Origin of the sequence: Salarchaeum japonicum (assembly GCF_020614395.1) — an archaeon.
Lineage (GTDB): Archaea > Halobacteriota > Halobacteria > Halobacteriales > Halobacteriaceae > Salarchaeum > Salarchaeum japonicum.
In genome coordinates this window covers 24,950-42,117 of the sequence record NZ_CP085324.1, presented here as the reverse complement: position 1 = coordinate 42,117, position 17,168 = coordinate 24,950, and the positions used below count along the sequence as shown (strand labels likewise).

Genomic DNA, 17,168 nt, shown 5'->3' with positions numbered 1-17,168 from the left:
CACCAAGTTAAGGTAGCTGCGGGCCGGACTATCGAGTATGCGTTGTCACTACTGCGACCGGAGCGCCGACGTGTCCGTCGAGAAGGACGGCCTCCAGGTCGGCCTCTGTGAGGACCACTTCCAGGACCGCCTGGAGGAACTCGCGGACTCGGACGCCCTCCACGACCTCCGGGAGCAGCTCGACATCGACCGCGCCTAACGGCTCGAATCCACGTCGATAGCGTCCACCGGACACACGTCGACGCAGAGCATGCAGTCGATGCACTGAATCTCGTTCGCCGGGTCGGCCTTCCGCTCCGACTCCGGATGCCCGGGCGTGTCCACCCACTCGAACACGTCCACGGGACAGTCCTCCACGCACGCGCCGTCCGCGTTACAGATATCGAAGTCCACCGCGACGTGCGTGCCGTGAATCCCCAGTTTCTCCGGTTCGTCCACGGGCCCCCAGACGTCGTGGCCGTTGTGCGAATCCACGACCTCCCTGTTCTCGTCGAAACTCGGGTCGATAGCCATACTCGATGGTTCGTGTCGCGCTACTTAATTGGCGCGCAGCGCCCTCGCTGGACGCCGGCCACCACAATTGAAACGTCGCGCACCCCAACACTGGGTATGCGCAAGGTTCGACTCTCCGAGTTCTCCTCCCGAATGAGTCCGGCGGACGTGAGCTATCCGCTCGCGGACGCGCTCGGGACGACGAACGTCTCCCTGAACTACTACGAACTGGACGAGGGCGACAGCACGTCCTTCGGCTATCACGCCCACGAATCACAGGAGGAGGTGTTCTACGTGCAGGCCGGCACCGTCACGTTCCGCACCGAGGAGGAGAGCGTGCCGGTGCGGTCGGGCGAACTCGCGCGCTTCGCGCCCGGCGAGTACAAGCACGCGGTGAACGAGCACGCCGACCGCGCCATCGTGCTCGCCGTCGGCGCGCCCCGGGAGGCCGGGGAGACGACGATTCTCCGGTACTGCGAGGAGTGCGAGGCGGAGACGACCCAGACTATCGAACTCGCGGACGACCGCGAGTCCATCGTCGCGCGCTGCGAGAACTGCGGGGGCGAGACGGGGCGATTCACCGATGAGTGAGCATCCCCCGAGACTCGTCTACGACGACGAGTGCGGGTTCTGCACGTGGTGTGCGCGCGTCGCGGACGACCTCGGGGAGTTCGAACTCGTGGGATTTCACGAACTCACGCCCGACCAGCGCGCGCGCCTCCCCGACGACTACGAGACCTGCGCGCACCTCCTCACCGACGACGCCGTCTACGACTGCGGCGAAGCGATGGAGCAGGCGCTCGCGCGCATCCATCCCGTCTTCGACGCCGCCGTCGCGGTGTTGCGCGAGGTTCCCGGCTACCCGTCGCTCCGCGAGAAACTCTACCGGTGGGGTGCCGACCGCCGCGACTGGTGGGGGAAAATCGTGCGTTGCGACCCGCCCGCGACGGATTAGTCGGCCGCGCTCGCCGACCGCGCGTACTCCGTGAAGTTCTCGAACAACCGTTTCGCCTCGCAGGCCTTCTCGAAGTTCTCGGGCGTGATACCGTCGGTGACGGCGTCCTTGCGCTCCGCGGGGAGGTCGTCCTTCCGGCGGGTGACGCTCTCCGCGGTCTCCATGTCGTACTCGGGATGGAACTGGACGCCGACCGCGTCGCCCTTCCGGAACCCGTGGACGCCGTAGTCGTTCTCCGCGAGCAGCTCTGCGTCCGGCGGGAGTTCCGTCACGGCATCGGAGTGCGTGGTGAACACGAGGAACTCCTCGCCCAACCCATCGAGCAGGGGGTCGTCCCGGGTTTTCGAGACGGTGCGGTAGCCGATTTCGTACTCGTCCATCCCCTCGACGGTGCCGCCGAGCGCGTCCGCGAGGAGCTGGTGGCCGAAACAGACGCCGAGCACGGGCATGCGCTCTGCGGCCTCTCCGACCCACTCGCGGGTGGGCTGAATCCAGTCCTCGTCCCAGTAGACGGACGCGCGACTCCCGGAGACCACGGCGGCGTCGAACTCGAAGTCCGTCGGGACGGTGCCCTCCGTGACGTGGAACTCCACCAGGTCGGCGTCGAGTTCGCGGCGGAAGTTCTTCAGGGTGTCAGCGCCGTCGTGCGCGGCGTTGACGAACGCGATACGCGGGGTGCTCATACCCCGCGTACTGCGTCCGCGTGAAAATGCATTTCGGCGGTGTCACTCTGCGTCGGTATCGAAGCGGGGATGGAAGTGGTTGTGGTGAACTATCACACCACACGATACGGATGGGCGGGCCGGCATAAAGCGCGTGCGGTCGCGGAAAGAACTGAACCGGGAGAGATAACGGGCTTCCCGTCGCGCTCTCCACCATGCGCGCCATCAAGGACAGCGTCCACGACTACATCGAGGTGGACGGCGTCGCGTCCGCCCTCCTCGACACCCCCCAAGTCCAGCGGCTCCGCCACATCAAACAGCTCTCCACCGTCCGCCTCGTCTACCCGTCCGCGAACCACACGCGCTTCGAGCACAGCCTCGGCGTCTACCACCTCGCCGACCGCGCGCTCGCCCACCTCGACGTCTCCGGCGCGCGCGCCGACAAAGCCCGCGCCGCCGCCATCCTCCACGACGTGGGTCACGGCCCCTACGGCCACCAGACCGAGGGCATCATCGAGCGCCGCCTCGGCCGCCACCACGACGACGTGACCGACCTTCTCGCGGACGGCCCCGTCGCCGACGTGCTCGCGGATTACGGCCTCGACCCCGGCGGCGTCGCCGACCTCATCGCCGGCAACGGTAAACTCGGCCAGCTGGTCGCCGGAGAACTCGACGTGGATCGGATGGACTACCTCGTCCGCGACGCCCACCACACCGGCGTCCCCTACGGCACGGTCGACCACGGCCGACTCGTGCGCGCGCTCACCTTCCGCGACGACGACCTCGTGCTCGCGGAGGGGAACGTCGCCACCGCAGAATCCCTCCTCGTCGCCCGCGCGCTGATGAACGCGACCGTCTACCGCCACCACGTCTCCCGCATCGCCGGCGGGATGCTCGAACGCGCGAGCGAACGCCTCCTCGACACGAGCGACCTCGCCGTCGCCGCGTTCGCGCGCATGACCGACGACGAACTCCTCGCCGCCCTCCGCGACCACGACGAAACCGAGGAGTTCGTCCGCCGCCTCGCCGAACGCGACCTCTACAAGCGCGCGGCCTGGTGCGAGCGCGACGCCGTCCCCGAGGACGTGGTGGTCGCCGACCACGACCGGGTTCGGGCGTTCGCGCGCGATATCGCGGACGCGGCGGGCGTCCCCGAGAAGCACGTCGTCGTGGACACCCCCGGCCGGCCGTCGATGCCCGAATCCAGCGCGCGCGTCGTCGTCAACGGAGACACGAAACGCCTCGCCGACCACAGCCCGCTCGTCGAAGGCATGCAACACTCGCAGGAAGTTCAGTGGCGCTTCGGCGTCTATGCACCCGAAGAACACGCGGAGGCGGTCGGTGCGGCCGCCGAGCGCGAACTCGGCCTCTCCGGCGTCGGGGACGCCGTCGATTACTGAGCGACCGATTCGAGGATTTCGGCCGCACTCTCCAGGGCGTCGTCCAGTTTCTCGCTGTCGGGACCGCCGCCCTGCGCGAAGTCCGGCGGACCGCCGCCGCCGCCGCCGACCAGGCTCGCCAACTCACTGACGACCGCGCCGGCGTTCACGGGCACGCCATCGGGGACGCCGACGACGAACTGCGCGCCCTCGGCCCCGGAGCCGACGACCGCGATGTTGCCGTCCTCGACGAGCGCGTTCGCGGTCGCGCGGAGCTCGTCCATGTCGCCGTCCACGCGCTGGATGACCGCCGTGGTGCCCGCGACCTCGACTTCTTCGGCGTCCGCGCCGCCGCCGGCGCGCGCCTCCGCGAGCTGTTCCTTGAGGTCTTCTATCTGCTTGCCGCGCTCCTTCCACTCCGTGAAGAACCGCTGTGCCGTTTCGGGGAGTTCGTCCGGCGTCACGTCGAGCGTGTTCGCGGCGTCCAGCAGGTACGCCTCCTGCTCCTGGACGTGCTCGATGGCCGCGCGGCCCGCGGCGAACGTGAACCGCTCCACGCCGTCCTGCACGCGCTCCGTGTTCAGGATTTTGATGGTGCCGATGTCGCCCGTCCGGGAGACGTGCGTCCCCCCGCAGGCCTGCACGTCGTCGCCGACGTGGATGAGGCGGATGTTCTCCCCGGCGGGGATGCCGCCCTGGTAGAGGTCGAAGCCGTGCTGGGCCTCCGCCTCGTTCCGGTCGGGCCACTCCTGGTGGACGGTCGTGTTCTCCCGCACGACCTCGTTCGCGCGGTGCTCTATCTCCTTCACCGTCTCCCGGTCGAGGCGCTCGTAGTGCCGGATGTCGATGCGCGAGGAGTCCACGCCCTTCTGTGCGCCCGCCTGCCGGACGTGCTCGCCCAGCACCTGGCGGGCCGCGTGCACGACGATGTGGGTGGCGGTGTGGTGGGCCATCAGGCGCTCGCGGCGCTCCCAGTCCACCTGGCCGCGCACGAACTCGCCCTTCCCCGGGTTCTCGTTCGTCCGGTGGAGGACGACGCCGTCGCGCTTCTGCACGTCCTGCACCTGGATGGTCGCGTCGTCCGTCGAGAGCGTCCCGCGGTCTGCGGGCTGCCCGCCGCCCTCCGGGTAGAACCGCGTCTGGTCGAGCACCACGTCGTACACCGTCTCGCCGTCCATCTCGCGCTCGAACACGTCCAGCACGACCGCCTCGAACTCCGTGCGCTCCTGGTCTTCGTAGTAGAGCGCCTCCGTCTCCGGCAGGTCGCCGAGGCGTTCGTCCCGCGACTCCTCCTCCTCGAACGCCTCCGCGGAGTCGTGGCGCTGTGCGACGAGCGAGTAGAAGTCGTCCGGCGCGTCCACCTCCGCGCCCTCTTCGGACGCGATTTCCTCCACCATGTCCGGCTGGAGGCCGTGGCTGTCGTAGAGATCCACGAGCGTCGAAGCGGGAATCGGCTCGCCGCGCTCGGCGTGGTCGCGCGCCAACTGCTCGACCTTCCGACTCCCGCGTTCGAGCGTCTCCTCGTACTTCCCGACCTCCTTGCGCACGATGTCTCGAATCGTCGAGCGGTTCTCGTACCCGAGCCGCTCTGCCTGTACGTCCACGAGGTCGGCGAGGTCGTCCGCCACGCCGACGGTGTCCATCAGGCGAACCGTCCGCCGGAGCACCATCCGCGCGAGGTAGCCCGTGCCGACGTTCGACGGCACGATACCGTCGCCGAACATGTAGGCGAGCGTGCGGCAGTGGTCGGCGATGGCGTAGAGGTCTTCGAGCGGCCGCATCAGGTCGTGCAGGCGCTCCGTCTCCACGTCGAGTTTGTCCGCGAGATTGTCGCGCGCGGCGTCCATGTCCTCCACCTCGTCGATGTCGAGGTGGCCCGCGAGCTTCGACGCGCGGTGGACGAGTTCCGCTTCCTCATCGCTGAGTTCGATGCCCGCGCTCTCCTTCAGCGTCGCAATCATCTCGGGATAGATGGCCTCGTAGACGGTGGGCGTGCCCTGGCTCATCCACGTCCAGCGTTCGAGGCCGTAGCCGGTGTCCACGACGCGGCGGTCCATCCGCGCGTACGTGTTCCCGTCCTTCATCTCGTACTCGCCGTCCGGGTCTTGCTCCATCGACATGAAGACCAACGTCGCGAGTTCGAGGCCCTTGTAGATGACTTCGAACGCGGGGCCGGCGTTCCCGCCGCCCACCCAGGGGTCTTCGATGAACGTCACGTCCTCCTTGGGGACGCCGAACGACGCGAAGAACTCCTCGCAGTACTCGACGCACTGGTCTTTCCAGTACACCTCGCCCTCGTACGCGTAGTCCGTGCCCTCGTCCGCGTTGAAGGCGTGGTGGCCCATCATCTCGAACGCCATCGTGTGGCGTCCGGTCTTCCCGACGTTGTCGATGTCCTGCATGCGGATGCAGGGCTGACTCACCGCGAGCGGGTTCGCGGGCGGCGGGGACTGCCCGCTCGTGACGTGCGGCTGGAAGTCGTAGATAGACGCCTGCGTCAAGAGAACGTCGTCCCGCCAGCGGTTCGCCGCCACCGGATACGGACTGATGCGTTCGTGGTCGTGCTCCTCGAAGAAGGAGAGGAACTCCTCTCGCATCTCTTCGAGGGTGTACTCGTCGTCGAACCCGGGGTCGTCGATGAACCCGTAGTCCTCACAGGGGGGTTCGCCGCACGTCTCCCGCTCGTCGTCCCGCGTCCAGAAGTTCGCTCCACACTCCGTACAGGATTTTCGCGTGAAGCCCTCTGATTCGAAGTAGTCGAGACGGTACTCCTCGGTGAGGTCGCTCATTGCGCACAGGTAGGCCGTCCTGTCGGTAAAACCCTTGTACTTCCGCACGACACCCGCATCGGTCGCCGTGGCCCTCGTCTTTTTGCGGCGTCCGCCCCAGGCCTCGTGTATGGGACGAATGGTCGACGGCGAGTGGCACACGGACGAGGAGATGCTAGAACACGACGAGTCCGGGGAGTTCGAGCGCGCCGAAACCTCCTTCCGGGACTGGATTCGGGGTTCTCGGAAGCGCCCGGACGAGGTCGTCACCGACGGCCCGGAACCCGCGTCGGGACGCTACCACCTCTACGTCTCCTACGCGTGCCCGTGGGCGCACCGCGCGCTCACCGTGCGCGCCCTCCTCGGCCTCGAAGACGACATCTCGGTGAGCGTCGTCGACCCCGTCCGGTACGACCAGGGCTGGGAGTTCGACGCCTCGAAACCCGGAAGCACCGAAGACCACCTGTTCGGCTCCGACTACCTCCGCGAGGTCTACCGGGAGGCCGACTCCGACTACACCGGCCGCGTCACCGTCCCCGTCCTCTGGGACACGGAAGAAGACACCATCGTGAACAACGAGTCCGAGGAGATAATCCGGATGTTCGCCACCGCCTTTTCGGAGTACGACAACGGCGTCGACCTCTACCCCGAGGGCGACCGCGGCGAAATCGACGACGTCATCGACGACGTCTATCCCCGCATCAACAACGGCGTCTATCGCGCCGGGTTCGCGGAGTCCCAGGACGCCTACGACGACGCCGTCCGCGACCTCTTCGACGCCCTCGAAGAGTACGACGCCCGGCTCTCCGAGCAGCGCTTCCTCGTCGGGGACTCGCTCACGCTCGCGGACGTCTGCATGTTCACCACCCTCTATCGGTTCGACGAGGTCTACCACAACCACTTCAAGTGCAACTACCGCCAAATCACGGACTACGACGCGCTCTGGGGCTACCTCCGTGAACTCTGCCAGCTCCCCGGCGTCGAGGCGACCTGCGACATGTGGCACGTGAAACAGCACTACTACCGGAGCCACGGCGACATCAACCCGAAGCGCCGGGTTCCCATCGGCCCCGACCCCGACTTCTTCGCGCCGCACGCCCGCGACGACCTCCCCGGCGACCTGCCGGACGTGCTCGCCGCGTAACTTAGGGGGATGCGCGCCAACGGGAGCGTATGTTCTCCCGCGACGACCTCCCCGGACTCGCGCTCGCCGTCCTGGTCTGCGAAGCCGTCGGGGCCGCGCCAGCGCTCGTCACCGCGACCGGCAGCGGGTCGTGGTACGCGACGCTCGTCAGGCCCGCGTTCGCGCCGCCGAACTGGGTGTTCGGCCCCGTCTGGACGACGCTGTTCTTCCTGCTCGGCGTCGCCGCCTACCTCGTCCTCCGCGACGGCCGCGGCCGCGAGCGCGAACTCGCGTTCGGGCTGTTCGTCGCGCAGTACGCGCTCAACGTCGCGTGGACGCTCGTCTTCTTCGGCGGCGAGAACATCGCGGGCGGCCTCGCCGTCATCGCCGGCCTCTGGGCGCTCATCGTCGCCACCATCGCCGCGTTCTCCCGGGTGAACCGCACCGCCGCCATCCTCCTCGTCCCCTACCTCGCCTGGGTGTCCTTCGCCGCGTTCCTCAACTACGAGTTCTACCGACTGAACTGACCTGTCTCCCGCCGTTCGCACCGCCACAGCCCCGGACGGGTCGAACCGTGGCGTACAGTTTTCCCTCTCGCGCCCCTCACTCCTGTATGTCCCGTGATACCGCCGCGCTCACCACCCATCTCCGGGAGCGCCTCGGGCCGAACCTCCGCCTCGTCTTCGACTACCAGGGCGAGGAGGTGACGTTCTCGTACGTCCGCGACGACCTCCCCCGCGACCTCGTCCAGAAACGCTGCGAACTCATGGTCGAACTCTACCAGAACGAGTACCGCGAACTCGTCCAACGCGGCGACGACGAAGTCGAACTCACCTCCCTCACCGCCTCCCTCCACCTCTTCGACATCGGCCTCATCCTCAACCTCCGCGACCCCACCGACCCCCAGGGCGGCGTCGCGTTCACCTTCGACTACGAGACCGGCTCCCGCCTCATCGGCTTCGTCGCCGAGTGCTCCGAAGTCCTCTACGGCGACGTCCACCACACCGTCCCCGACGACCCGCTCAGCGACCTCGTCGAATAGAACAGACGGAGAACCGAAACCCTAGTTTTCGAGTGCGACGGACGCGAGCAGCGCTTCTAGCTGGACTTTCTGCACGGACTTTTTCCGGCCTCGCGTTCGCTCGGCCGGAAAACCTCCGCTAAAAGCGTGGATTAGTTTTCGAGTGCGACGGAGGCCAACAGTGCCTCTAACTGGACTTTTTCGTTGGCTCCTTCGGCGATGCGGTAGTCGGCTTCGCCGACGCGGTCCATGAGGCGGACGGCGGCCTCTTCCTCTAGCTCGAACTCCCAGACGGAGCGGTGGAGTTGGTCGATGATGTCGCCGCCGGCGAGGCCGCGTTCGGTGAGCATCTCGTCGAGGACGCTGCGCGCGGCGACGAAGTCGCCGGTGATGGCCGAAGTGACCATCTCCTCGATTTCCTCGGGGCGCGCGGTCGCGGTGATTCCGTACACGACGTCCTCCTCGACGCGCTCGCCGGTCGCGGCGGCGGCCTGCAGGCTGTTGATGGCGCGGCGCATGTCGCCGTCCGCGGCGTACACGAGCGCGTCCACGCCGTCGTCGGTGTACTCGATACCCTCCCGTTCGGCGATGTTCCGCACCTGCGCGGCGACGGCGTCGTCGCTGAGCTGGCTGAACCGGAACACCGCACACCGCGACTGGATGGGGTCGATAATCTGCGAGCTGTAGTTACAGGAGAGGATGAAGCGGGTGTTGTTGGAGAACTGCTCCATCGTCCGGCGGAGCGCGGACTGCGCGTCGCTCGTCAAGGCGTCCGCCTCGTCGAGGAAGATGATGCGGTAGTCGTAGCCGCCGAAACTCGCGCGCGCGAAGTTCTTGATGCGGTCGCGCACCACGTCGATGCCGCGTTCGTCGCTCGCGTTGAGTTCGAGGAAGTTCTCGCGCCAGTCGTCGCCGTACACTTCCTTCGCGATGCTCACGCTCGTCGCGGTCTTTCCGACGCCCGCCGGCCCGGCAAACAGGAGGTGGGGGAGGTCGTTCTGTTCGACGTAGCTCTCGATGCGGGAGATGATGTTCTCGTGGCCGACGACGTCCTCCAGGCGCTCGGGTCGGTACTTCTCGACCCAGATCTCCTGGCGGCCCGCGCTCTCACTCATGCCTTGGGGGAGGTGCGGGCGCGCCTTAAGTTCCGCGAGACCCCGGTGGGTCGCGTGCTCGCACGCGCCAGTCCTGTCGCGCGACGAACGCTTATCTCCTCGGGCGACCTCACTCCCCGTATGGCACGCACACAGCGTCTGCTGGCCCTCCTCCTCGTGGCGGTGCTCGCGCTCGCGGTCGTCCCCGGGAGCGCCGCCGCGGACACCCGCGCGGGCGACACGGTCGTCGTCGCGGAGAACGAGACGGTGGACGGTCTCACCGCGTTCGGCGGCGCGGTCGTCGTTCACGGCACGGTGGACGGTGACGTGACGGCGCTCGGCGGCACCGTCGTCGTCTACGGCACCGTCACGGGCGACGTGACGGCGCTCGGCGGGACGGTCGAAATCGACGACGGCGCGGTCGTCCGGGGCGACCTCACCGCCGCCGGCGGCACGGTCACCATCGCCGGACGCGTCGGCGGCGACGTGAACGCCGCCGCGGACACCGTCACGCTCACCGACACCGCCGTCGTCGCGGGCACGCTCTCCTACGACGGCGACCTCGTCAGCGCGCCCGGCGCGACCGTCGAGGGCGGCGTCGTCCAGGGCACCGGCGGGTTCGGCCCGCTCCCCGCCATCCCCGACTGGGTCGGCGCGGTCTCCGGCGTCCTCTCCACGCTCGTCGTCGGCGCGCTCCTCGTCGCCGTCCTCCCCCGATTCACCGACCGGGTCGCGGACGCCGCCGTGGACGCGCCCGGCCGCGCCGCGCTCGTCGCCGTCGGCTTCCTCGTCGGCGTCCCCCTCCTCCTGATACTCGTCGCGTTCACGCTCATCGGCATCCCCGTCACCATCCTCGGGGTCGTCGCGTACGCCGTCCTCCTCACGGTCGGGTTTGTCGCCGGGAACTACGCGCTCGGCCGGTACATCCTCTCGATTCGCGAGATGGAGAACCGCTGGCTCGCCCTCCTCGTCGGCGTCCTCCTCGTCGGCGTTCTCGACCTCGCGCCGCTCGTCGGCGCACTCGTCCAGCTCGCGGTGTTCCTCGTCGGCGTCGGCGCGCTCGTCCGCGCGCTCGTCGGCGCGTATCGCGCCCGCCGCGGCGGGGACGGCGACGCGGACGCGACACCCTCAAACGGGCCCGCGGCCTAACCCCGGTATGCACGTCACGGTCGAAGTCGTGGGCGACGACACCCACGAGTTCGACGTCTCGGACGCGACGTACGCCGACCTCCTCGACCGCGTCGGCCTCAGCCCCCACGAGGTGTCGGTGATGGTGGACGGTCGGCCCGTCCCGGAAGACCAGCCCGTCGAAACGGACTCCGTGAAGGTTCTCCGGCTCATCCGTGGCGGTCAGCGTTAGACGCGCGGTCGCCCGCGACCACCTCGGCGTGATGCGGGTGCTGGACGGCGCGATGCTCGATGTGGACAGCGACACCGTCGAGCGACGCATCGCGGCGGGCGGCGTGTTCGTCGCGGACGACGACCACCGCGTCGTCGGCGCGCTCCTCACCCTCCCCCGGGAGACCGGCGCGCACGTCGAGGCAATCGCCGTCCGTCGCGCCCGCAGGGACGCCGGCATCGGCTCCCGCCTCGTCCAGTCCGCGGCGGAGCGCTGGCGGCCGCTCACCGCCGACTTCCGCCGCGAAGTCAGGCCGTTCTACGCGTCGCTCGGCTTCGACATCGAGGAACGGGGAGACCGCTACCGCGGGACGCTCAGATGAGGGGTTCGACGAGGTCGCGGCCCGCGTCGAGCAGTTCCGCGACGCGCTCCTGACTCCCGGCCTCGGCGTACACCCGCATCTTCGGCTCCGTCCCCGACGGCCGGACGAGCAGCCACGACCCGTCAGCGAGCAGGATTTTGAAGCCGTCCGCGTCGTTCACGCGCTCCACGCGCTCGCCCGCCACCGTCTCGGGTAGGCGGTCTGCGAGCTCGCGGAGCACCGGCTGTTTGCGCTCTTCGAGGCAGTCGAGGCTCGTCTTCTCCTGGTGGATGTCGCCGTACTCCTGGCTGATGCGGTCGAGGCGCTCGTCGATACCGCCGTCGTTCGCGGCGGCCGCGGCGTACAGCGCCATCAGCACGCCGTCCTTCTCCCGGACGTGCCCGCGAACCGAGTACCCGCCGGACTCCTCGCCGCCGACGAGCGCGTCGTGGTCGCCCATCGCCTCGGCCACCCACTTGAACCCGACCGGCACTTCGACCACGTCGGCGTCGTGCGCCTCCGCGATGCGGTCGACGAGGAACGTCGTGGACACCGTGCGCACCGCCGGCCCCGAGCGGGTTTCGAGCAGGTAGTCGTAGAGCAGGGCGAAGAACTGGTTCCCGTCGAGGTAGCCGCGGTCGGGCGCGACCGCCGCCACCCTGTCCGCGTCCCCGTCGTTCGCGACGCCGAGGTCGGCGTCGTACTCGTCCACGGCGATTTCGAGGCCTTCGAGGTTCGCGTAGTCGGGTTCGGGCGGCGTTCCCCCGAAGTCCGGGTCGCGCTCGTCCCGGAGCGAAATCACTTCCGCGCCCGCGGCGCGCAGGAGTTCGTCGGTGACGCCGCGGCCGCTCCCGTGCATCGCGTCGTACACCACCGTCAGCCCCGAGAGGTCGGCGTCCACGAGGTCGAGCGCGTGCTCGCGGTGGGGACTCACGAAGTCCACCTCCTCGACCTCGCCCCAGTCCGCCTCGGGCTTCACCGTCGGCTCGTCCAGGTGTGACTCGATGGCCTCCGTGACCTCGGGGAGCGCGGGCGCGCCGTCCGCCGGGATGAACTTCACGCCGTTGTACTCGGGCGGATTGTGGGAGGCCGTGATGACCACCGCGCCCGCGAGGTCGCGCTCCACGATGGCGTGCGCCACCAGCGGCGTCGGACAGTCCCGCTCCGGCAGCAGTACGTCGAAGCCGTTCGACGCCAACACCCGCGCCACCTCGTCCGCGAACCCCTCCGAGGTCTCCCGCGCGTCGTACCCCACCGCGACCGTCTCCCCGCTCCGGCCCGCCTCGTCGAGGTAGGTGGCGACGCCCTGCGCGACCATCCGCACCCGGTCGTCCGTGAACACGTCCAGCGTCTCCCGCCAGCCGTCGGTTCCGAACGCGATTTCGTCCATACCGGGACTCTCACCGCCACCCCGTAAAACGCCTCGCTTCACACCCCACGCGGGATGCCGGTCACTCCACCAGCCGTTCCTTCCGTCGGCGGGAGAGCTGTTTTATCTCGTACTCGCGGCTCATCGCGGCGGACTTCGTGTCGTACTCCTCGACGTGCCGGAGGGTGACGGGCGTGCGGCCGCGGGTGTACTTCGCGCCGTCGCCGGCGTCGTGTTCGGCGACGCGGCGCTCCACGTCGGTGGTGTAGCCCGTGTAGTACGTGCCGTCGGCGCATTCGAGCACGTAGACGTAGTGGGACACGGCCGAGTCGTCGCGTCCCGCGGGCTTGGGGGTTTCCGTTCCTCCTGCGAGCCGATGGAGGTATATTCGACGGGGTGGATAGGGTCGAATTCTGGCGAAAACCGCCCCAGTGAGGCCGGTGTGGCCGTTCTCTTATGGGAAGTCTTATTAAGCGGGGCGGGAAAAAACGGCGTGTATGGCAGACCTCATCGTCAAAGCCGCAGTGAAGGAAGCGCTCGACGACAAGAACGTTGCTTCGGACTTCTACGACGCCCTCGACGAGGAAGTCGAGGAGATTCTCGCCGACGCGGCGCGCCGCGCCGAGGAGAACGGTCGCAAGACCGTTCAGCCGCGAGACCTCTAAACAGGCTTCGTTCCTTTCGTATTTTTCGCGCCGCGTAGCCCGGGCTACGGGTACTCGACCGTCACGCCGTCCTCGGTTCCCACGTGTACCTCGTCCGCCATCGACGGGAACACGCCGTGTTCGACGATTCCCGGAACCGCGTCGAGGTCGAGCGCGGTCGCCCCGGGGTTCGGGAGCTCGCCGAAGTCGCAGTCCAACACGAGGTTCCCGTTGTCGGTGACGACCGGGCCGTCCTTCCGCTCGGCCTCCCGGAGCGAGGGTTCCGCGCCGAGGTTGCGGACGGTGTCCGCGACGACGGGTTTCGCGTCCGGCAACACCTCCACGGGCACGGGGTGGTCGAGCACCGATGCGGTTTTCGAGGGGTCGGCGACGACGACGAAGCGCTCCGCGGCGGCGTCCACGTACTTCTCGCGGGCGTGCGCCGCGCCGCCGCCCTTCACGAGGTCTGCGCCCACTATCTGGTCTGCGCCGTCGATGGCGATGCCGAGCGTGTCCACGTCGGCGAGCGTGGTGAGGGGGACGCCCGCCTCGCGTGCGAGTTCGCGGGACTGATACGAGGTCGGGACGCCCGCGATATCGAGTCCGGCATCGACGCGGTCGCCGAGCGCTCGGATTGCTTCCGCGGCCGTGCTTCCCGTGCCGAGACCGACGACCATCCCGTCCTCCACGAGGTTCGCGGCGGACTCGCCCGCGCGTCGCTTCAACGCCTGCGTGTCACTCATACGTGGGTGGTCGAACTCCGCCGGCAAAAAACACTCACTACAGGCGCTCGCGAACCGCGCCCGGGTCGTGTTCGAGGCTCAGCACGCGCGAACGCCCGCGGCCCTCCAGGCTCTCGTACTCCGCGCGGATGAGGTCGAGCTGGTCGAGCTTGTTCACGATCTCCGTGTACCGCGTGTACCCGAGGTCGGTGCGCTCGGAGAAGACCTCGTACACGTCGCCCGCGCGCTCGCCGTCGTGGTCGGCGACGACCTCCATCAGCGCGCGCTCGTTCTCCGTGAGGCCGTCCAGTCGCCGGGCGAGGTGGAGGTGTTTCGCCTCCTCGGAGACGGCGTCCACGTCCTCCTCCTCGACGACGGGGCTCGCGCGCATCTCCGCGTGCAGGCCCGCGCGACGGAGGAGGTCGATGCCGACGCGGAGGTCGCCCGCGTCCGCCGTGAACTCGGACACGCGGTCGAGGAGTTCGGTCGAGACCGCGCCGTCCCGGAACCCGGCTTTCACGCGGTCGCCGAGGATGCTCGCGATTTCGGTGCGGTCGTAGACGGGGAAGTAGGCTTCCTCGGGACGGAAGACGGACTGCACGCGGCCGTCGAGTTCCTCGATAACGTTCAGGTCGAGGTCGGACGAGACGAGAATGACGCCGACCTTCGCGCCGGCGTGGGTCTCGTGCGCCCGCAACAGCGAGTACAGCGTGTCCGACGCTTCGTTCTCGTAGAACAGGTAGTTCACGTCGTCCAGCGCCACCACCAGGACTTCCTCGCGCTCCACGAGCTTGTCCGTCACCTGATTGAACAGCTTCTTGAACGAGATACCGGAGGAAGGCGGCTCGTAGTCGAAAATCGCCTCGAAGATGCGGCTGAACACCGCGTACCGCGTCGAGTCGTGCTGGCAGTTCACCCGCACCGTGCGGACGCCGGTCTGCGCGCCGAGCTCCCCGAACAGCTTCTGCACCGCCGTCGTCTTCCCCGTGCCGGGCGGCCCCCTGACCATCGCGTTCAGCGGGCGGTTCCCGCGGACCGCGGGCCGGAGCGCGTACTGGAGGGTCTGAAGCTGGGATTCGCGGTGCCGGAACACCTCGGGGACGTAGTCGATTTCGAAGACGTGTTCGTCGCGGAACACCGTCTCGTCCCACGACAGCATCCCCTCCTCGGGGTCCTCGGCCATCACGCGAGAGATTCGCCGCAGTCCACTTAACAGTACTGCAGGGCCTAGAATTTCTCCAGTAAGCGCCGGTAGAACGCGCGTTCGCGGTCGCTTCCCTCGTCGCCGTCCGCGAGTTTCTCCACGATGAGTTCGGGGGTCGAGCGCGCGAGGTGGTTCTTCACGGGCGAGCGGTTCACGACGAGTTCGCCGTCCTCCAGTCCCACGGCTTGGATGCCGTCCACGGTCACGTCGAACCCGCAGGCGTCCCGGATCTCGCCCGCGAGGTGGCTGACGAACACGCCGCTCGCGCCCGCGTCGTCGAGCGCTTCGAGGATGCCCGCGATGATCTTCGCGGACGCCCCGGGTTCCGTGATGGATTCGAGTTCGTCCACCAGCACGAGCGTCGTCGCCTCGGACGCGCCCGTGGCGAGCCGGCCGAAATCTCGGAGCGTGGCTTCGAACGCGCCCGCGTCGAGCGTCCCCTGGGACTTCGCGTAGTAGTGGAGTTCCTCGACTTCTGGCACGCGCGCGGACTCCGCGGGGACGGGGAGGCCCATGTGCGCGAGCACGACCACCGTCGCGACGAGGTCGAGCGTGCTCGTCTTCCCGCCGGAGTTCACGCCGGAGAGGAGCGCGACGCCGTCCGCGCCGTAATCCACCGGCTCCACGTCCTCGAAGGGAACGTCGAGCAGGGGCGAGCGTCCGCCCTCGATGTCGAACCCGTCGCCCGCGCGCTCCGGCGTCGCGCAGTCGAAGTCGTCGCAGAACCGCGCGACGGCGAGTTCCACGTCGAGTTCGAGCGCCGCCCGCACGAGCGCCGTCGCGTCCCCGCGGGCGTCCGCGAGGTCGGCGGCGAGTTCGCGTTTCCGCCGCGCGGCCCGCCGGTCGCGCGCGGCCGCGAGTTCCTCTCGAAGCCGCGAGACGGCGTCCTCCTCGCGCTCCACGGGAAACGTCGGGTCGTCCGCGAAGACCTGGCGGGCGATGCTCGCCTCGCCCTCCGTCAGGTCGAGCGCGTCCACGAGGTGGTCGCGCGCCGCCCCGACCGCCGCGTCGAACTCGTCCGCCAGTTCGCGCGAAAGCAGGGAGTCCACGCCCGCGCCGCGCTCCACGAGCGACAACAAATCGGCCCCCTCGATGGTCACGTCCCGCTCCTGAATCGCCTCCCGGAGCCGGTCGTTCGCCACCGATTCGGCGGTGGAGACGGCCGCATCGAGGTCGTCCACGGCGTTCGTGAGGCGGTCGAGTTCGTCGTCGCCGGCGACGCTCCCGTCCGCGTCGAGGCGGGAGAGCGCGCCCTCCAGCGTGTCGAGGTCGAGCGGCGGGTTGAGACTGCTCCGGCGGTGCACCGCGACCGCGGCCTCCAGGCGGTCGCGGTTTTCCGCGAAGAACGCGAGCGCGCGCTCCGGCACCACCTCCGCGGGGTGTTCGAGGGCGTTCGGTTCGACGCGCACGTCGCCCTCCACGTCCACGCCCGCGAACGCCTCGTCCAGCGCGACCACGGTCGAGTAGCCGCGCGCGAGTTCCGCGAGCCCCCGGGCGTCCTCGACGATTTCCACGCTCACCTCCGGAATCAGTTCCTGCGCCTCGCTGTACGTCTCCGCGTCCGTCGTCGCCAGACACCTGTCGCGCACCCGCACGCCCTCCGGCTCCGCGAGCGGTTCGACGCCCGCGAGCGCGTCCAGCACGCCCTCTTCGACCTCCCGCGAACGCGCCCTATCCACGAACTCCCGGACCTCCGCGATGCGGTCGGGACTCCGCGAGGGGTACAGCGTCCGCAGGCGCTTCTCGCCGTAGCTCGTCACCGCGCGCTCCGTCAGGAGCGCGAGCGCGTCCTCGTAGAGTTCGCGGGCGCGGTCGGTCGCGAGGAAGCCGCCCGGGTCGTCGTGGCGCGCGCGAATCGCCCCCCGGACGACGCGCGCCGCCCGCCCCTCACTGATGCCGGGCGCGCTCGCGACGGCGGCCACGTCCCCGCGTTCCAGCGCGCCCTCCGGGTCGTCCAACTCGCGGAGCGACTCCGCCGTCTTCGCGCCGACGCCCGGCACGTCCTCCAGTTCCATTCGACAACTCTCTACTCGCC

General features: G+C 68.8%; 20 protein-coding genes. 11 read left to right on the top strand and 9 right to left on the bottom strand.

The genetic code is table 11. The features are described 5' to 3' along the window. Positions 1-37: 37 nt before the first annotated feature. Positions 38-199: a DUF6757 family protein gene (locus LI334_RS00235; RefSeq protein ID WP_168219932.1), complete on the top strand. Its 162-nt coding sequence runs from the start codon at positions 38-40 to the stop codon at positions 197-199. On the opposite strand, the gene LI334_RS00230 is transcribed toward LI334_RS00235, so the two are convergent. Next, the gene (locus LI334_RS00230) at positions 196-513 is read right to left on the bottom strand and encodes a 4Fe-4S dicluster domain-containing protein (RefSeq protein ID WP_227261158.1); all 318 of its coding nucleotides are present in this window, start codon (positions 511-513) and stop codon (positions 196-198) included. The two genes, LI334_RS00235 and LI334_RS00230, sit on opposite strands and share 4 nt — an antisense overlap. Before the next feature lie 96 nt (positions 514-609). Here LI334_RS00230 and LI334_RS00225 point away from each other — a divergent pair, with 96 nt between their 5' ends. Both LI334_RS00225 and LI334_RS00220 read left to right on the top strand, forming a co-directional pair. Further along, entirely contained in the window at positions 610-1,083 is a 474-nt protein-coding gene (locus LI334_RS00225) for a cupin domain-containing protein (protein ID WP_227261157.1), read from the top strand. Further along, positions 1,076-1,447: a thiol-disulfide oxidoreductase DCC family protein gene (locus LI334_RS00220; RefSeq protein WP_227261156.1), complete on the top strand. Its 372-nt coding sequence runs from the start codon at positions 1,076-1,078 to the stop codon at positions 1,445-1,447. The genes LI334_RS00225 and LI334_RS00220 overlap by 8 nt, the downstream gene beginning before the upstream one ends. Here LI334_RS00220 and LI334_RS00215 read toward each other — a convergent pair. Further along, a complete protein-coding gene (locus LI334_RS00215) occupies positions 1,444-2,130 on the bottom strand; it encodes a type 1 glutamine amidotransferase (protein ID WP_227261155.1) in 687 nt (228 codons plus the stop codon). The two genes, LI334_RS00220 and LI334_RS00215, sit on opposite strands and share 4 nt — an antisense overlap. 194 nt (positions 2,131-2,324) lie before the next feature. Here LI334_RS00215 and LI334_RS00210 point away from each other — a divergent pair, with 194 nt between their 5' ends. Then, the gene (locus LI334_RS00210) at positions 2,325-3,509 is read left to right on the top strand and encodes an HD domain-containing protein (protein WP_227261154.1); all 1,185 of its coding nucleotides are present in this window, start codon (positions 2,325-2,327) and stop codon (positions 3,507-3,509) included. On the opposite strand, the gene alaS is transcribed toward LI334_RS00210, so the two are convergent. Further along, positions 3,503-6,277 (bottom strand): alanine--tRNA ligase, encoded by a 2,775-nt coding sequence (alaS, locus tag LI334_RS00205; protein WP_227261153.1) that lies wholly within the window; start codon positions 6,275-6,277, stop codon positions 3,503-3,505. The two genes, LI334_RS00210 and alaS, sit on opposite strands and share 7 nt — an antisense overlap. Positions 6,278-6,386: 109 nt before the next feature. On the opposite strand from alaS, the gene LI334_RS00200 reads away from it, so the two are divergent. The 3 genes from LI334_RS00200 to LI334_RS00190 all read left to right on the top strand — a co-directional run bounded on the left by LI334_RS00200 (position 6,387) and on the right by LI334_RS00190 (position 8,421). Then, entirely contained in the window at positions 6,387-7,400 is a 1,014-nt protein-coding gene (locus tag LI334_RS00200; RefSeq protein ID WP_227261152.1) for a glutathione S-transferase family protein, read from the top strand. Between the two features lie 29 nt (positions 7,401-7,429). Then, a complete protein-coding gene (locus tag LI334_RS00195) occupies positions 7,430-7,906 on the top strand; it encodes a TspO/MBR family protein (RefSeq protein WP_227261151.1) in 477 nt (158 codons plus the stop codon). Between the two features lie 86 nt (positions 7,907-7,992). Beyond that, positions 7,993-8,421, top strand: coding sequence for a hypothetical protein (locus tag LI334_RS00190; RefSeq protein ID WP_227261150.1), 429 nt, complete (start codon positions 7,993-7,995; stop codon positions 8,419-8,421). A gap of 131 nt (positions 8,422-8,552) precedes the next feature. On the opposite strand, the gene LI334_RS00185 is transcribed toward LI334_RS00190, so the two are convergent. After that, entirely contained in the window at positions 8,553-9,515 is a 963-nt protein-coding gene (locus LI334_RS00185; RefSeq protein ID WP_227261149.1) for a replication factor C small subunit, read from the bottom strand. Between the two features lie 120 nt (positions 9,516-9,635). Here LI334_RS00185 and LI334_RS00180 point away from each other — a divergent pair, with 120 nt between their 5' ends. The 3 genes from LI334_RS00180 to LI334_RS00170 are packed head-to-tail and all read left to right on the top strand — an operon-like array spanning position 9,636 to position 11,215. Next, positions 9,636-10,643: a bactofilin family protein gene (locus LI334_RS00180; RefSeq protein WP_227261148.1), complete on the top strand. Its 1,008-nt coding sequence runs from the start codon at positions 9,636-9,638 to the stop codon at positions 10,641-10,643. Between the two features lie 7 nt (positions 10,644-10,650). Further along, a complete protein-coding gene (gene samp2 / locus LI334_RS00175) occupies positions 10,651-10,854 on the top strand; it encodes a ubiquitin-like small modifier protein SAMP2 (RefSeq protein ID WP_227261147.1) in 204 nt (67 codons plus the stop codon). Beyond that, positions 10,838-11,215, top strand: coding sequence for a GNAT family N-acetyltransferase (locus LI334_RS00170; RefSeq protein WP_319799819.1), 378 nt, complete (start codon positions 10,838-10,840; stop codon positions 11,213-11,215). Before samp2 ends, LI334_RS00170 begins: the two co-directional genes overlap by 17 nt. Here LI334_RS00170 and LI334_RS00165 read toward each other — a convergent pair. Together LI334_RS00165 and LI334_RS00160 are read right to left on the bottom strand one after the other, a co-directional pair. Continuing rightward, complete coding sequence (locus tag LI334_RS00165) at positions 11,208-12,584, bottom strand: phosphoglucomutase/phosphomannomutase family protein (RefSeq protein ID WP_227261146.1); 1,377 nt, start codon at positions 12,582-12,584, stop codon at positions 11,208-11,210. The two genes, LI334_RS00170 and LI334_RS00165, sit on opposite strands and share 8 nt — an antisense overlap. A gap of 61 nt (positions 12,585-12,645) precedes the next feature. Then, positions 12,646-12,885 (bottom strand): GIY-YIG nuclease family protein, encoded by a 240-nt coding sequence (locus LI334_RS00160; protein ID WP_227261145.1) that lies wholly within the window; start codon positions 12,883-12,885, stop codon positions 12,646-12,648. A 175-nt stretch (positions 12,886-13,060) separates the two neighbouring features. Here LI334_RS00160 and LI334_RS00155 point away from each other — a divergent pair, with 175 nt between their 5' ends. Then, positions 13,061-13,228 carry a DUF1931 family protein gene (locus tag LI334_RS00155; protein WP_145844708.1) on the top strand — a complete coding sequence of 56 codons (168 nt, stop codon included), beginning with the start codon at positions 13,061-13,063 and terminating at the stop codon, positions 13,226-13,228. A 44-nt stretch (positions 13,229-13,272) separates the two neighbouring features. Here LI334_RS00155 and rpiA read toward each other — a convergent pair whose 3' ends face one another. The 3 genes from rpiA to LI334_RS00140 are packed head-to-tail and all read right to left on the bottom strand — an operon-like array spanning position 13,273 to position 17,148. After that, entirely contained in the window at positions 13,273-13,950 is a 678-nt protein-coding gene (rpiA, locus tag LI334_RS00150; RefSeq protein WP_227261144.1) for a ribose-5-phosphate isomerase RpiA, read from the bottom strand. Positions 13,951-13,987: 37 nt separating this feature from the next. Further along, entirely contained in the window at positions 13,988-15,112 is a 1,125-nt protein-coding gene (locus tag LI334_RS00145) for an ORC1-type DNA replication protein (protein WP_227261143.1), read from the bottom strand. 44 nt (positions 15,113-15,156) lie between these two features. Then, positions 15,157-17,148, bottom strand: coding sequence for a MutS-related protein (locus LI334_RS00140; protein ID WP_227261142.1), 1,992 nt, complete (start codon positions 17,146-17,148; stop codon positions 15,157-15,159). Between the last annotated feature and the right edge of the window lie 20 nt (positions 17,149-17,168).

What these genes read in the sequence shown, in the direction of transcription:
- LI334_RS00235 (WP_168219932.1), top strand. Translation starts at nt 38, where the DNA reads ATGCGTTGTCACTACTGCGACCGGAGCGCCGACGTGTCCGTCGAGAAG.
- LI334_RS00230 (WP_227261158.1), bottom strand. Translation starts at nt 513, where the DNA reads ATGGCTATCGACCCGAGTTTCGACGAGAACAGGGAGGTCGTGGATTCG.
- LI334_RS00225 (WP_227261157.1), top strand. Translation starts at nt 610, where the DNA reads ATGCGCAAGGTTCGACTCTCCGAGTTCTCCTCCCGAATGAGTCCGGCG.
- LI334_RS00220 (WP_227261156.1), top strand. Translation starts at nt 1,076, where the DNA reads ATGAGTGAGCATCCCCCGAGACTCGTCTACGACGACGAGTGCGGGTTC.
- LI334_RS00215 (WP_227261155.1), bottom strand. Translation starts at nt 2,130, where the DNA reads ATGAGCACCCCGCGTATCGCGTTCGTCAACGCCGCGCACGACGGCGCT.
- LI334_RS00210 (WP_227261154.1), top strand. Translation starts at nt 2,325, where the DNA reads ATGCGCGCCATCAAGGACAGCGTCCACGACTACATCGAGGTGGACGGC.
- alaS (WP_227261153.1), bottom strand. Translation starts at nt 6,277, where the DNA reads ATGAGCGACCTCACCGAGGAGTACCGTCTCGACTACTTCGAATCAGAG.
- LI334_RS00200 (WP_227261152.1), top strand. Translation starts at nt 6,387, where the DNA reads ATGGGACGAATGGTCGACGGCGAGTGGCACACGGACGAGGAGATGCTA.
- LI334_RS00195 (WP_227261151.1), top strand. Translation starts at nt 7,430, where the DNA reads ATGTTCTCCCGCGACGACCTCCCCGGACTCGCGCTCGCCGTCCTGGTC.
- LI334_RS00190 (WP_227261150.1), top strand. Translation starts at nt 7,993, where the DNA reads ATGTCCCGTGATACCGCCGCGCTCACCACCCATCTCCGGGAGCGCCTC.
- LI334_RS00185 (WP_227261149.1), bottom strand. Translation starts at nt 9,515, where the DNA reads ATGAGTGAGAGCGCGGGCCGCCAGGAGATCTGGGTCGAGAAGTACCGA.
- LI334_RS00180 (WP_227261148.1), top strand. Translation starts at nt 9,636, where the DNA reads ATGGCACGCACACAGCGTCTGCTGGCCCTCCTCCTCGTGGCGGTGCTC.
- samp2 (WP_227261147.1), top strand. Translation starts at nt 10,651, where the DNA reads ATGCACGTCACGGTCGAAGTCGTGGGCGACGACACCCACGAGTTCGAC.
- LI334_RS00165 (WP_227261146.1), bottom strand. Translation starts at nt 12,584, where the DNA reads ATGGACGAAATCGCGTTCGGAACCGACGGCTGGCGGGAGACGCTGGAC.
- LI334_RS00155 (WP_145844708.1), top strand. Translation starts at nt 13,061, where the DNA reads ATGGCAGACCTCATCGTCAAAGCCGCAGTGAAGGAAGCGCTCGACGAC.
- rpiA (WP_227261144.1), bottom strand. Translation starts at nt 13,950, where the DNA reads ATGAGTGACACGCAGGCGTTGAAGCGACGCGCGGGCGAGTCCGCCGCG.
- LI334_RS00145 (WP_227261143.1), bottom strand. Translation starts at nt 15,112, where the DNA reads ATGGCCGAGGACCCCGAGGAGGGGATGCTGTCGTGGGACGAGACGGTG.
- LI334_RS00140 (WP_227261142.1), bottom strand. Translation starts at nt 17,148, where the DNA reads ATGGAACTGGAGGACGTGCCGGGCGTCGGCGCGAAGACGGCGGAGTCG.